General features: G+C 42.9%; 12 protein-coding genes and 1 pseudogene. 5 read left to right on the forward strand and 8 right to left on the reverse strand.

All coding sequences use genetic code 11. The annotated features are described in order from the left end of the window. Positions 1 to 546 precede the first annotated feature (546 nt). From NI467_RS14935 to NI467_RS11620, 4 genes and pseudogenes are all read right to left on the reverse strand, one after another. Positions 547 to 888, reverse strand: a complete 342-nt coding sequence (locus NI467_RS14935; RefSeq protein ID WP_374982208.1) for a hypothetical protein — start codon at positions 886 to 888, stop codon at positions 547 to 549. 311 nt (positions 889 to 1,199) lie between these two features. Continuing rightward, positions 1,200 to 1,424 carry a hypothetical protein gene (locus NI467_RS11610; protein ID WP_151203942.1) on the reverse strand — a complete coding sequence of 75 codons (225 nt, stop codon included), beginning with the start codon at positions 1,422 to 1,424 and terminating at the stop codon, positions 1,200 to 1,202. A 241-nt stretch (positions 1,425 to 1,665) separates the two neighbouring features. Then, entirely contained in the window at positions 1,666 to 2,748 is a 1,083-nt protein-coding gene (gene trmA / locus NI467_RS11615) for a tRNA (uridine(54)-C5)-methyltransferase TrmA (RefSeq protein ID WP_151203943.1), read from the reverse strand. Between the two features lie 387 nt (positions 2,749 to 3,135). After that, positions 3,136 to 3,273, reverse strand: a pseudogene (locus tag NI467_RS11620) (hypothetical protein); the annotation flags it as partial. Between the two features lie 486 nt (positions 3,274 to 3,759). Here NI467_RS11620 and aspA point away from each other — a divergent pair. The 5 genes from aspA (at position 3,760) to NI467_RS11645 (ending at position 11,459) form a co-directional block, all read left to right on the forward strand. Then, positions 3,760 to 5,211 (forward strand): aspartate ammonia-lyase, encoded by a 1,452-nt coding sequence (gene aspA, locus NI467_RS11625; RefSeq protein WP_253153051.1) that lies wholly within the window; start codon positions 3,760 to 3,762, stop codon positions 5,209 to 5,211. 124 nt (positions 5,212 to 5,335) lie between these two features. Beyond that, entirely contained in the window at positions 5,336 to 5,695 is a 360-nt protein-coding gene (locus NI467_RS11630) for a hypothetical protein (protein WP_151207861.1), read from the forward strand. Positions 5,696 to 5,819: 124 nt separating this feature from the next. Continuing rightward, positions 5,820 to 9,284 carry a transcription-repair coupling factor gene (gene mfd, locus NI467_RS11635; protein ID WP_253153052.1) on the forward strand — a complete coding sequence of 1,155 codons (3,465 nt, stop codon included), beginning with the start codon at positions 5,820 to 5,822 and terminating at the stop codon, positions 9,282 to 9,284. A gap of 222 nt (positions 9,285 to 9,506) precedes the next feature. Then, complete coding sequence (locus tag NI467_RS11640) at positions 9,507 to 9,941, forward strand: HIT domain-containing protein (RefSeq protein WP_151203947.1); 435 nt, start codon at positions 9,507 to 9,509, stop codon at positions 9,939 to 9,941. Positions 9,942 to 9,995: 54 nt separating this feature from the next. Further along, entirely contained in the window at positions 9,996 to 11,459 is a 1,464-nt protein-coding gene (locus NI467_RS11645) for an adenylate/guanylate cyclase domain-containing protein (RefSeq protein WP_253153053.1), read from the forward strand. 297 nt (positions 11,460 to 11,756) lie between these two features. On the opposite strand, the gene fdx is transcribed toward NI467_RS11645, so the two are convergent. From fdx to iscA, 4 genes are all read right to left on the reverse strand, one after another. Then, positions 11,757 to 12,095: an ISC system 2Fe-2S type ferredoxin gene (gene fdx / locus NI467_RS11650; RefSeq protein ID WP_151203949.1), complete on the reverse strand. Its 339-nt coding sequence runs from the start codon at positions 12,093 to 12,095 to the stop codon at positions 11,757 to 11,759. A gap of 15 nt (positions 12,096 to 12,110) precedes the next feature. After that, complete coding sequence (gene hscA / locus NI467_RS11655) at positions 12,111 to 13,970, reverse strand: Fe-S protein assembly chaperone HscA (RefSeq protein WP_253153055.1); 1,860 nt, start codon at positions 13,968 to 13,970, stop codon at positions 12,111 to 12,113. Positions 13,971 to 14,009: 39 nt separating this feature from the next. Next, positions 14,010 to 14,522, reverse strand: coding sequence for a Fe-S protein assembly co-chaperone HscB (gene hscB, locus NI467_RS11660; RefSeq protein ID WP_151203951.1), 513 nt, complete (start codon positions 14,520 to 14,522; stop codon positions 14,010 to 14,012). Between the two features lie 103 nt (positions 14,523 to 14,625). After that, the gene (iscA, locus tag NI467_RS11665) at positions 14,626 to 14,946 is read right to left on the reverse strand and encodes an iron-sulfur cluster assembly protein IscA (protein WP_151207853.1); all 321 of its coding nucleotides are present in this window, start codon (positions 14,944 to 14,946) and stop codon (positions 14,626 to 14,628) included. Between the last annotated feature and the right edge of the window lie 18 nt (positions 14,947 to 14,964).

The following is a 14,964-nucleotide window of genomic DNA, read 5'->3' on the forward strand; positions in this document are numbered from 1 at the left end:
TGCGTGCCATTGAAAATGTAGAAATAAAAATAACTCAAAGGAGGATTTTAAGTATTTAAAACCAATTCTTCAAATGAGGACACGCCCTAGTAAATCTGATGATAATTGATGAGCTGTGGAAGGATCTAAACCGCTTTAAAGTCTGGACATGCAATATTGTCCACTAAGTGAAAAAACTGGAATGAAATAAGTAAATAGCCTAAGCAAGGTGGAATGCATAAATGGACTTGGCTACATGAGCAGGAGCAAAGTATTGCTTTGGTCTCAGCATAAGGGGACAAGCATATTTTTAGCTGCTATAAAGCAGCAAAAATTCTGGCGAAATAGAACTCTCACCTTGTAAATATAGAAGAAGTGTCAACCGACCTTGATGTTTACTTCAAATTTTTCTGAACGTTGAACAGCAGTACATGCCGTTGGAACTGACCTAAGGTATTTAGGGGGAGATTGCTTAAGCCAGATAAATTGCTGCTGGAGGTTTTGAGCTAATTTATCATAAGGTGTCGCAATACTCTCTATACTGTTTGAGCTTGGCAAAAAAATCGATCAGATGTCTTGCTTTATAAAGATGTCGAGCATAATCAGGTGGATTAATCGCATTATTTTTAGATGGAAACTGACTATTGATCTTATAATTGGATCAATCACCAGTGCTCTGGAATTGCAAGCCTCATCCATGCACCAAGTCGGGCTTAATAAGTTCAGTAGCCTATCAGCAGTATTTAAATCATGAGCCTGTCCAGCAACATGAAAAAATCCTGTTGGATTGCCTAAAACATCGGTATAGGGATGAATTTTAGTGTGTAAGCCATTTTTACTACGTGTTATCGCCTGCTCGTTTTTTCCAGCTCTGTGTTGATGAGCACGTACAGTCGTTGAGTCCAACATGGTATATTCATTGTCACTATTTATATGACAACACTTCAAACATCCTCTGCCACAGGCCTGCTTTAAATAAGTAGTTGTCGTTGGTGCTTACTCCAACAGTACCTACTGATTCAGGTAACAGATCTTTAATCTGTTGGCACTGATTATCTCTCAATGCATAGCTGTTAGTCACACCAGAATAATGGGGAACTAAGCCAGACTTTCTCAAGATAATTGGGAAACAGCTCCTAAAAGTACATCAGAAAATTAAAGTTCAGCGATAAAAAAAGCATTTGCTTGCGCAAATGCTTTTTTTAAGTGACCTAAGCTGCTTATTGCAGCGGCAGGTGCTGAAGTTCATTAAGTTCTTTACGGCTATAGCCGCGAGAAGCGAGAACCTTTTTGATTCCGATAATAACATCTTCCTCAGTTGCTTTAGATAGTGCTTCAAGAAGCTGTTCATTTGTCTTGCAAGAGCAATCATTTTCAACACAAGCAATTTGATTCTTGTGATCATTCTGTTGTTCATCAGAAAACAACTTTTGCCAAAAACTCATAGAGCCTTCATACACAACCTAACATAGAATGAAATATAGCCAATATAATAAATAAAGCAAGCCAAGCTGTGCGATAAAAGCAGCAAACAGTCGTTTGAATTTCCGATAGAGAAGTTAGTTCTCAACGATATTTCTTGATTGAAATCTCTTTTAACTCATGTAAGTATCTAATTTTTAAAATAAAAAATGGAGCCTCCTTAGGCTCCATTTGTGTAACTAAAAAATAAATTGAAACAAAGTATTAACGCTTTTCTAGCAGCACACCTGACTCGATATGATGGGTATAAGGAAACTGATCGAACAGGGCGAATTTGCTAATTTTATGGGTCTGGGTCAATTGTTTTAAATTGTCATGTAATGTGTCCGGATTACATGAAATATATATAATTCGTTCAAAGTGCTGCAACAGTTTAAGTGTTTCATCATCTATACCGGCACGTGGCGGATCGACAAAAATGGTACTGAAGTCGTAGGTTGAAATATCAATTTGGGCTTCCTGCAAGCGGCGGAAAGTACGCTCACCTTTATAGGCCTGGGTAAACTCCTCAGCAGACAGGCGAGCCACCTGAATATTATCAATATGGTTCTGCTCGATATTCCATTCAGCGGCATACACAGAAGATTTGGCCAGTTCGGTGGCTAACACGCGGCGGAATCTGGTGGAGAGTGGCAGGGTGAAATTGCCATTCCCACAATACAGTTCCAGTAAATCTTTATCAGATTGCTCTGCAGCCTCACATGCCCATTCCAGCATTTTTTGACAAACTTGCGCATTAGGCTGCGTAAAGCTGCTTTCAATCTGCTTATATTGATAACGGCGATCAAATACAGCCAGCTCTTCAATCACGAATTCGTCAGAGAGCACAAACTTTTGTCCACGGCTACGACCGATCAGTTTGATATTGAGTTTTTCAGCCAGTGCTTTTGCCGCAGGTTCCCAGCTTTCATCGAGTTTACGATGATAAATCAGAGACACCAGAACTTCGCCCTTTAAGGTCGCCAGAAAATGCACTTCAAACAGGCGTGTCCCCAGAATTGGATCTACCTTGAATGCTTGGAGGAGCTGTGGCATTAATTCATTAATGCGCCGATCGGCAATTGGGAACGTGTCAATACGGATGACTTTTTTATTATTATTTTCATCTCGTTCAAACATGGCATAAAACAGGTCATCTTCAGTATGCCAGATACGGAATTCAGCACGCATGCGATAGTATTGTTCTGGAGATTCAAATACTTCTAAAGCAGGTGGTTGATACTCGGCAAATTGCGTCCGAATACGTTCAACTTTGGCATCCAGTTGTTGCTGATAAGATGAGGTCATATGCACTAAAACATCGCAAATACTTGAAAGTCGAGATGGTAGCAAAAATTTGCTGATCTGCCTAAGATTATTCAGGCAAGCACGGGGAAGGCTGTATAAAAAAGACCGAATCTTCTAAGGGGAGAAACTTGGCCATGAAGAGCAAAAGAAAGACTTGTTTAAAAGGGGGCTGATTAATCCGTCATGGTCATCAGGCTGGTATTACCCATGCATCTACAGCTTCGCTGAACATCGTTAAGGGAATAGAAATAACATCTAGCTAGAAAAGCCAACCAATGCAAATATATAGAAGGGTCGTAGTTGCAGCCAGCGATAACGCCATGGTTCTGATATTTTGTATGCGCGCCTACTAACTCTATGTCCGGCGAGCAGCAACCAGTTCAATCATGCTCTAACAATTAAATCTACCGCAATCCAGACTACTGATAAACCAGACAGGTAAATTGTTCTGGCCGAAAGTGTGGTGACTAGACTGCCCAGACTCCCTCGGCTCAGAATATATTCATCGAAACTGGAGCTTGCACGCTAGGCATGTAAACTGATTGATCCTGGCAATCCTCTAAAGTATGAAAGTCATCAGGCTGAAACTTAGAGAAGTTATAGGCAAGCATCCTTAAAAAAAATAAAAGCAACATCTGGATGATTTGTGTACCAAAATCATGAGCCAGTGCCGCAAATAAAGTTGAGTGTTTACATTTGGTAACATTTTAGCGGATTTTGTGTGTATTTATTGTAAATATTTTGTTTTTGAAAATTTATTTTAAATGCTGAAAAGGCGCTTTCCAAGACTTATTTTGTCTATATTTTGGCTAATGACGGGTATTTTTAAGTGGTATGAAAAAGTTACTGGCTTTTAAGTTTTTTGTTACATAAAATTACAAAGTTAACAAGAAGCTTAAATTAGATATAATTTGTAGCAAATTTTGTTGAAAAAGCCTGCTTTATTCCAGGCCCAGCTACGCATAGTAAATCCGCACCGTAGGGGTGCATCATCGCCAAGAGTAATATTACATGGACAATATGCTTCAACTAGAATCTACCCGGATTGAACAGGATTTATTGGGGAAGAAACACATACCACAGCACAGTTATTATGGAATTCATACTTTACGTGCGCTTGAAAACTTTCAAATTTCAGGATTGGTAGTGGGCCAGGAGTCTCATTTTATTCGTGCTCTGGCACAGGTTAAAAAAGCTGCGGCCCAAAGTAACTTGCATTTTCAGAAAATTTCAAAACAGCAAAGTATTGCTATTCAGCAAGCTTGTGATGAACTGATTCAGCGGCCGCAAGACTGGAAAGCTTCATTTCCACTTGATCCTTATCAGGGCGGTGCGGGTACTTCCGTGAATATGAATGCCAATGAGGTTATTGCCAATCGGGCGCTGGAGCTGATGGGGCATAGTAAAGGAGAGTACCAGCTTCTTCATCCGAATGATCATGTGAATACTTCCCAGTCTACCAACGATGTCTATCCTACGGCTTTGCGTCTGGCCACATATACTCGAATAGATGATCTCTTAACTGCGCTTAAATCCTTAACTGAGAGCCTATATAGCAAAGCGCTTGAATTTCAGCATGTGATCAAGATGGGGCGTACCCAGTTGCAGGATGCAGTGCCAATGACCATGGAACAGGAATTCCGGGCTTTTGCAACTTTATTAAAGGAAGATTTTAAGCTGATTGAGCAACTGCGCCAGTTATTGCTTGAAGTGAATCTGGGAGCTACTGCAATTGGAACCGGTGTCAACACGCCTTCAGGTTATGCCAAGCATGTGGTCGAAAATTTAGCGAAAATTACAGGCCTGCCTTTAAAACAAGCTGAAGATTATGTAGAAGCCACCAGCGACTGTGGGGCATTTATTATTCTGTCTAGCAGCTTAAAACGTCTGGCAGTGAAACTTTCTAAAATCTGTAATGACTTGCGTCTCTTAAGCTCTGGACCGCGTACAGGTCTGGCGGAAATCCGTTTACCAGAATTACAGGCGGGTTCATCCATTATGCCAGCCAAGGTCAATCCGGTTATTCCAGAAGTTGTTAACCAGATTGCCTTCCGTGTCATTGGGAATGACTTGACCATTACCATGGCAGCAGAAGCAGGCCAATTACAACTCAATGTCATGGAACCTGTGATCGCTATTTCTCTGAATGAATCAATTCAATTGCTCACTCAAGGGATGCAGACCTTACAGCAAAAATGTATTGAAGGCATTGAAGTTAATGAACAGAACTGTCTGGATGCTGTAATGCGCAGTATTGGAATTATCACTCTGCTTGATCCGCTATTGGGACATGCAGCCTGTGATGAAATCGGAAAACAGTGTATCCGTGAAAATAAAACTGTTCCACAAGTTGTATTGGAGCTGGGCCTGTTGACTGAACAGCAGCTGGATGAAATCTTCGCTTTTGAAAATCTGGTTTCAGAAGTACCCAATGAAGTGAGCCCACTAGAACAGGTGTCTTAAAATTTCTGGGTTTTAATCAAAAAGTACTGATTTTAACCATTTGCCTCAAATCCTCATGTGGGTTTGGGGCTTTTTCATCTAGACTATATACCGACCTTTAGATGAACTGGAATTGCTGCAAAACATGTTTGATAAAATCACTAAACTCTTTCAATCCAATAAACCTTCTCCAGCACAGCTTTATCTGGAAGAACAGAATATCCAATATGTAGAAGGTACAGGATATATCGTTGATGGAATTCAGCTCAATCAGGAATTGGGAGCGCGTCTGGAGTATTTATCCAATCGCCGCATGAAAAGTTTTGATGATCTGGCGCAACTTTATTCTAGCGCGATGATCATCAATGAAAAGATTGATCTGGAAATTGCGCATCAGCGCTTTAATCAGCCTCTGGCGAATACCGAAGAAAACCTGCTGCAATTTAAAACAATTGTGAAGAAATTGAATGACTATTATCGTCAGTTTTTACGCGACCAAAAATAGGCCAGCGACACACGAACTTCATACTCTATAGCGGAACGATCAGGACTGCATAAAAATAACGAAAGCGCACCGGATCATCGTGATAATATAAGCGCCATGTTGTTTAGACTTTAAAGCTATATACATGTTCCAACAAGAAATTTCCCAACTTAATTTACCTAGGCTCAAAGCAGGCGAGAAACGCTGGTTAGGTAATCTGCAAGGTTCGTCTACTGCATTATTGCTAAAAGAAATAATCAGGCAGCAGCAGTCGCGTCTGTTTGTGATCATCGCGCGCAATAATCAGCACTTGGGGCAACTGGAAAGTGAGCTGGAATTTTATGGGATTAAGCCCATCATTTTTCCGGATTGGGAGATTTTGCCTTACGACCGTTTGTCGCCGCACCAAGATATTGTCTCGGAACGTCTGGCCATTCTATCAAATATGCCACAAAGCGGCGTGTTGCTGTTGTCTGCCTCTACTTTGGCGCAGCGCGTTGCACCGACGTCATGGATTCTGGGTGAGCATTTTGATATTCGTGTCGGTCAAAAACTTGATCTGGAACAACAGAAGAAAAAATTGATTCAAGCTGGCTATCATCTGGTTGATACGGTGTATGACCATGGAGAATTTGCGGTACGCGGCAGTATTATTGATATTTATGCCTCAGGTCAGGATGCACCGATTCGTATTGACCTGTTCGATGATGAAATTGAAACGCTGAAATTTTTTGATCCGGAAACCCAGCGTACGACCCAGATGCTGGAGCAGTTTACCGTATTACCCGCACAGGAATTTCCACTCAAAGAAGGCCGTGCTACTTTCCGCGACCGTTATGCTGAATTTTTCCCTACTGCCAATCCAAAGAAGAATCCACTCTATCAGGATGTAATGGATGGCATTGCTTCCCCGGGGATAGAATTCTATTTGCCTTTATTTTTCAGTGCTGAGGCAATGTACGCTGGTCAAAGCACCCTGATTTCGTACTTACCAAAGAATGGCATTGTCATTACAGATAAGGCTTTGGAACAAAGTCTGGAACAATTCTGGCAAGATGTCGTGCGCCGTTATGAAGATCGTCGCCATAATATGGATCAGCCGATTTTACCGCCTGACATTTTATTTAGTCCAACCAATCAGCTATTGGAACAGCTAAATCAGTTTAGTCGTATTATTGCCGCGCAAGAGCCATTTGAGGAAAAAGCTGGCGTAATTAATCTGGATACTCAGGTCCCGCCACGACTGCCTGTTGATCCGAAACGCGAAAAACCTTTTACTGAAGTCAAAAAATATATTGATGCTGCCAATCATCCGGTCTTGCTGGTGGCTGAAAGTGCGGGTCGCCGTGAAACTTTAAAAGATGCTTTGCGTCCAAGCCTCGGGGATATTCCCACTGTAGACAGTTTTAATGCCTTTGTTGAATCTCTGCATGCAATTGCCATTACCAGTGCACCTCTAGAGCGTGGCCTAGTACTGACCGATCATCTGAGTGTGATTTCTGAAAACCAGTTGTATGAGCATCGTGTGGTGCAACGCCGCCGCAAGCGCCAGCAGGAGGTGTCAGAAGAGTTCCTGATCCGTAGCCTGACCGAACTCAGTATTGGTGCACCAGTTGTACATATTGATTATGGCGTCGGGCGTTATGCTGGCCTGATTACCCTTAGTATCGATGATCAGGATCATGAATTTCTGCAGCTGGACTATGCCGAGGGCGCCAAAGTTTATGTGCCGGTGACGAATTTGCATCTGATCAGCCGTTATAGTGGCGGTGATCCTGATTTGGCACCTTTGCACAAGCTTGGAACCGATGCCTGGAATAAAGCCAAGCGTAAAGCTTTAGAGCAGATTCATGATGTTGCAGCCGAATTGCTGCATATTCAGGCACGCCGTTTTTCTAAGCCGGGCATCAGTTTTGAACTGGATCAAAGCCTGTATATGCAATTTGCCAGTGGCTTTGCCTATGAGGAAACGCCAGATCAGGCCAATGCCATTGAAGCAACTTTATATGATATGCAGCAGGCCAAACCAATGGATCGACTGGTCTGTGGTGATGTGGGTTTTGGTAAAACCGAAGTCGCCATGCGTGCCGCATTTGTTGCTGTGCAAAATAACCGGCAGGTAGCGGTTTTGGTGCCGACTACCTTGCTCGCCCAGCAACATTATGAGTCCTTCAAGGACCGTTTTGCGGACTGGCCGGTACGTATTGAAGTCCTGTCCCGTTTTGGCTCGTCCAAGACCCATAATAAAACCCTAGAAGATCTGGCCGAGGGTAAAGTCGATATTGTCATCGGTACGCACAAGCTTTTGCAGGAAAATGTCCAGTTCCATAATCTTGGGCTGATGATTGTCGATGAAGAGCATCGTTTCGGCGTGCGTGATAAAGAACGGATTAAAGCCATGCGTGCCGATGTAGATATGCTGACTTTAACTGCAACGCCAATTCCACGCACCCTGAATATGGCTTTTAGTGGCATGCGCGATTTGTCGATTATTGCCACGCCACCAGCACGCCGTCTGGCAGTAAAAACCTTTGTACAGGAACATACCAACGACACAATTAAAGAGGCGATTCTGCGCGAACTGCTGCGCGGCGGTCAGGTTTATTTCCTGCATAATGAAGTTAATACCATTGAACGTGCCGCAGAAAATATCCGCAATCTGGTGCCGGAAGCACGGGTGGTGGTGGCCCATGGCCAGATGCGTGAACGTGAACTTGAGCAGGTCATGCAGCGTTTTTATCATAAAGAATATAATGTGCTGGTGTGTTCGACCATTATTGAAACCGGGATTGATGTGCCGAATGCCAATACCATCATTATTGAACGGGCAGACAAGCTAGGTCTGGCACAGTTACACCAGCTGCGAGGCCGTGTCGGTCGTTCCCATCATCAAGCTTATGCCTATCTGTTGGTGCCTTCGCTTAAAGGCTTAAAGGGAGATGCCGAAAAACGTCTGGAAGCGATTCAACGTGCAGCCACCTTGGGTGCCGGTTTTATGCTGGCCACAGAAGATCTGGAAATTCGCGGTGCTGGGGAACTCTTGGGTGAACAGCAAAGTGGTTCGATGCAGGCGATTGGTTATAGCCTGTATATGGAAATGCTGGAAAAAGCCACCAAAGCCATCCAAAAAGGCAAGACGCCGAATTTTGATGCACCCCTGACGCTCACTGCGGAAATCAACCTGCATATGCCAGCTTTGATTCCAGATGAGTATCTCGGTGATGTGCATCAGCGCTTATTGTTCTATAAACGCATCAGTAATACCGATACTCAGGAAAAGCTCGACAATATCCGTATGGAACTGATCGACCGTTTTGGTATTCCTCCACAACCCGTCAAACAGTTATTTGCTGTCCATCAGCTGCGTCTTAAAGCTGAACAGCTTGGCATTACCAAGATTGATGTCAGCGCTCATGGCGGACATATCGAGTTTGCGCCAGATACGCCGGTGCAAGCAATGAGTATTATCCAGATGATGCAGAAACATCCAACCTACTTTAGGATGGATGGAGGGCAGCGCCTGAAAATCATGGTCATGCTGGAAGATTATCTAAAACGGATCCAGTTCATCAGTGATTTGCTGGAGAGTTTATTAATACAGCTGCATTGAAATTTGCAGTCTCAGACAGGAGACAGATTCACACGCTGTTCCATCTGAATACGCGTGTGAATACTGCGCTGTTTTTTCAGGCAATTATTGAAAGAGATGATTGGTATTTTGTACTGAATAAATCATACAAAATTGCCCCGAATGTGACTGAGGATAATACTCAGTCCTAATTGGATATGATAGTATTGGTCATCATTCTAATTTTGCATCATTTATAAAGATATGTTTAGTTTGCATCCACAACTTGCTCAAGATACGTTTTTTGTAGGCGACTTTCCTTTGTCAACATGTCGTTTGATGAATGATATGCAATTTCCGTGGCTCATTCTGGTACCACGTGTACCGGGCGTTACCGAATTATATGAATTAAGCCAAGCTGACCAGGAACAGTTCCTGCGTGAGTCAAGCTGGTTATCTAGTCAGCTTTCCCGCGTATTTCGTGCTGATAAAATGAATGTGGCTGCGCTGGGTAATATGGTGCCGCAATTGCATTTTCATCATGTGGTTCGTTATCAGAACGATGTGGCATGGCCTAAACCGGTATGGGGTACACCGGCGGTGCCTTATAATAATGAAGTATTGGCACATATGCGCCAGACCCTGATGCTGGCGTTACGTGGTCAGGGCGATATGCCATTCGATTGGCGTATGGACTGATTCATGCAGGCTACTATAGTCCATTCATGGATATAGACCTAAGAGAGTGATTGAGTGCAATTAGACGACTGGATGCATCAAGAACCAAGACGCTTTGAATATTTTCATCGCTTGATGGGATATATCATGTTGTCTCTGGTGCTGGTCGTCTATCACCAAACTGTTCCAGATACCAGTTACCAGATTTTTATCCCTTTTCTGCTGGTTCTACTGCTACTGCTTAGTCCTAAGCTGTCGCAGTGGCTGACCTATCGCTATAACTCCAACATCAAGCGTAATGTGTTTTTTATTATTGATGTGGCTGTGGTCTCGGTGGTGCTCGCAGCAGTACATCTGGATCTGGTTCTTTCTTTCCTGGGCCTTTCCGCACTGTTATATACGGCAATCAGTAACAAGATCTCATTTTTAATGTCGACGCTGGCCAGTCTTATTGGAACGACAGTATTTTACCTGTCTGCTATTCTGGTTTTTGGGTTGGGTAATTATTTTGAACAGAGTAGTAGTGAGCTGACTATTCTGGGCTTTATCTGCCTGATGATGTATTTTGGGGTGGGAAGTTTTTATCAAAGTGGTCGTGTGCAATACATGACTAAAAAGAAAAATCACTATTTTGACCAGATGAACCGTTATATGGAGTTCGCCAACCAGCTGAGCCGCTATGCGCCAGTCCAGCTGTGGCAATCGATCATGAAAGGTGAATCTGAGGCAAAAATCGAATACAAGCGTAAAAAACTGACTATTTTCTTTTCGGATATTCAAGGCTTTACTGAACTTTCTGAAACCCTGATTCCGGATGACCTGGCTTTCCTGCTCAATGACTATTTAAGTCATATGACTGAAATTGCCAAAAAATATGAGGCAACTGTCGATAAATTCATGGGGGATGCCATTCTGATTTTCTTTGGTGATCCAAACTCGGAAGGAGTCGAGCAGGATGCCAAAAACTGTCTGGAAATGGCACTGGCTATGCGTCAACAAATGAAATTGCTGCGCGAACGCTGGGTTAAAATGGGTTATCCACCTTTGCATATCCGTATGGGGATTTCAACCGGTTATTGTCACGTAGGCAATTATGGGGCTAATCACCGCATGGCTTATACCATTGTAGGACGAGATGCTAATCTTGCGGCCCGATTACAAAGTGCGGCAGAAGTAGATGAAATTCTGATTTCAGATGATACTCATAATTTGATCAAAAATGATTATCTGTGTGCACCGAAAAAACCGATTTTCCTGAAGGGGATCAAAGCACCCGTAAGAACCTGGCAAGTGATGGAAAGATATGCTTTTCAAAAGGTGGAGTATCAGCGCTGGTTTGATTATGAATATAAAGGCTTTCATTTACTGCTTAATCTGGATGAAGTACAAAACTTTGATTATCCGAACCTGATTGAAGTTCTGGAAAGAATGATCAAGCGGATTGAAACCCAGCAGAAACTGACAAATTCACAGGGTATTGTGAAGTTAAAACTTGAAGATGAAGTAATTGAAACTGTGTCGCCTGAAACAATCAGATAGCAAGCTAAATATCATAAAGCTCAGATTGCTCCACTTTTTAAAACCATGTGATCAATCTTAGGCTTCAAAGGAAGTGCAACAGAGATTAAATTATTGGAAGGAAGTAAGATGAACGGGCATTCTACTTCTGACCGATCACAGTCAAAGTTGTATCATGCATTATATTTATTTGCTCAAGAAAAAACTCGGCTTTAAGAGTCCGAGTCAGGTAGTATGACAGCCACATAGTGTTTTACTTCAGATGCTAATCTAAGAATGAAAAAACCACGCCGAAGCGTGGTTTTTTATTTGGATATTTTAATGGTTTTCAGAAGCGTGGTTAATCGTGTATTTTGGAATTTCAACTTCCAGATCTTCATCGACTATTTTAACCTGACAAGACAAGCGAGAATCAGGTTCAAGACCCCAGGCACGATCCAGCAGGTCAGCTTCCACATCATTCATTTCTTCAAGGCTGTCAAAGCCGCGACGTACGATCACATGACAGGTGGTACATGCACATGACATATCACAGGCATGTTCAATCTTGATTCCATTTTTTAACAGGCTTTCGCACAAATTTGCATCTTGTTCAACGTCAAACTCCGCACCTTCTGGACAAATTTGCGCATGAGGAAGAACTTTAATACGTGGCATAGTCTTTACCTTAAATTAGTTTGAGTTTGACCAGTCGTCGAGTTTGGTGCCTTTCAGGGCAGCATCAATATGTTGATTCATACGCAGTGCAGCAAAGGCATCACTATGTATTTTAAGCTGTTCAACCGCAGATTCAATGGTTCTGACATCATCGCCTTGCAGCTCTGCTTCAAGCCGAGTCTGCGCAGCAGTCAGCTCCGCAAGTTGCTGTTCAGACATTAAATGTGCATCTACTTTCAAGGCCTGAACCAGTGCTTCAAGTTCACGCTGTGCTTCTACCTTGGTTTCCTGCAAATGACGAAGATTTTTATCTTCCTCTGCAAACTGATAACCTTCTAAAAGCAGACGCTCGGTATCTTCGCTTGATAAACCATAAGAGGGTTTGATGTCAATTTGTGCGCTTACACCCGAAGTCATTTCCTTGGCAGAAACGGTTAACAGACCATCGGCATCGACCTGAAAGGTGACTTCAATACGTGCCTGACCTGCGGTCATCGGAGGAATACCATGCAGTACAAAGCGGCCTAAACTGCGGCAATGTTCTACCAGATCGCGCTCACCTTGCACCACGTGAATTAACATGGCCGTCTGGCCATCCTGATAGGTGGTAAACTCCTGACGGCGTGCAACCGGAATTGCAGTATTGCGTGAAATTAAACGCTCAACCAGTCCGCCCATGGTTTCAAGACCTAAGGACAAAGGTGTTACATCTAATAATAAAGAACCGTCTTTACTGTTGCCAATCAGCTGATTCGCTGTAATCGAGGCACCAATTGCAACCACTTCATCCGGGTTGATAGTACATAAGGGTTCCTGGTTAAAGACCTCACGCACTGCTTTCTGAACGGCATAGGAGCGGGTAGACCCCCCTACAAGAACAACGTTTTGAATATCATCCAGTTCTAGCTTGGCATCACGCAGTACACGTTTACAAACGCTAATGGTTTTGTCCAGCGCAACTTTGATAATGCCTTCAAAAGTAGGGCGGTCAAGCGTTAAGGCCTGATCCAGTAGCTTTAACTCAACAGAATCAGCATTTGATAGGGCTTCTTTGGCTTTACGAGCTGCAACCACGAAGTGAGCATGTTCTGCATCACTTAGCGTTTCAATATGAAGTTCTTTCTTTGCCCATTTGACAATTAGCCGATCCAGGTCATCACCACCAAGTGCCGTATGACCACCCGTGGCCAGAACTTCAAATACACCTTGAGCAAAACGCAAAATTGAAACGTCGAATGTACCGCCACCCAGATCATAAATGACATAGTTGCGGTCGGTACTGAGGTTGCTTTCCTGGTCCAGACCATAGGCAACCGCTGCAGCAGTTGGCTCGTTTAACAAGCGTAAAACATTCAAACCGGCAAGCTGGGCAGCATCACGTGTTGCCTGGCGTTGTGCTTCATCAAAATAGGCAGGAACGGTAATGACTGCACCATTGATAGGATTTTGCAGGCTCGATTCAGCACGGTTTAATAGTTGCTTTAAAATTTCAGCTGAAATTTCGACTGGCGTTTTACGGCCTTGTGCAGTTTCAAAGGCGGGCATTTCATTGGCTTCGCCGACCAAGGCATAAGGATGCTGAAATTTAATATCTGCTTTTGAGCGACCCATAAAACGTTTTATGGAGACAATCGTATTTTGAGGATCAGTGGTAATAAAAGGTACAGCGTCATTGCCGTACTGAGTGCTTTGCTCTGAATAATGAACGATAGAAGGAAGTAATACACGACCTTGTTCATCATTAAGTACTTTGGCTTTACCTGAAAGAACCGTGGCAACCAAAGAGTGGGTGGTGCCTAAATCGATACCAATCGCAATGCGGTGTTCATGTGGTGCATTTGATTGACCTGGTTCTGCGATCTGCAAGAGAGCCATCGTATTACATCCTTTGCACGTTAAAATTAAAGAGGAAAATCAAAAATCATCAAGGTCAAAGCTGTCATCATCCAGAAGGCGGTCTTCTGCCTTGTCGATGTCGGCCATGACTTTAACAAAGAAGCGTAATTTGCGCACTGTATCACGAGCTTCAGCCCAGTCTTCATCTGTGTAGTCAATCTTGAATTCACGGACCAGACCATCAATCCATTGCTGGACTTCAACTTTTAGAGAAGCCAGCTCTTCTGCAGATATTGCATCATCGAGTTGTTCCCGGATATCCAGTGCATCCTGCAAGAATTCAAAATCACTGATCGATTGATCGAGATGATAATCTTGTTTCTTTAACGAGAGCAGATAGGCGGCACGGCTATCAACAGCAGACAGGATTTTGAAGGCCTGATTGATTTCACTTGATTTAATCAATGCTTGATCTTTGTCTTCAGCTTTATCCGGGTGATATTGTTGCTGTAACTTTAAAAACGCTGTTTTTAAAGAAGCCAAATCAATATCGAGTGCTACGGGAAGATTGAACAGCTCAAAATGATTCATGGGAGGTGAAATCCGCAATTAATGGGCAAAAAAATAATGTATAAATACAATTAAAACAGTGTGAACTACACTGTTTTAATTGTATAAGGTAGAGCGGCTATGATTAGACTGTGAAAGACTCACCACACCCACATTCACCTTTTTTGTTCGGGTTGTTAAACTCAAAACCTTCATTAAGGCCATTCTTGACATAGTCCATTTCCAGACCATCAAGATAAACCAGACTTTTCGGGTCAATGAATACTTTAACGCCAAACTGTTCAAAGACCTGATCATGTGTATCGATTTCATCGACGAATTCGAGTACATAAGCCAAGCCAGAACAGCCTGAAGTTTTCACACCAACGCGAATGCCTTCACCCTTACCGCGATTTTTGAGGTAATTGCTGATATGAGTTGCAGCATTTTCAGTTAAATTGATCATGAAAACTCCATAAATCTT

It is taken from the genome of Acinetobacter sp. S4397-1, from assembly GCF_024129285.1.
GTDB lineage: Bacteria > Pseudomonadota > Gammaproteobacteria > Pseudomonadales > Moraxellaceae > Acinetobacter > Acinetobacter lwoffii_C.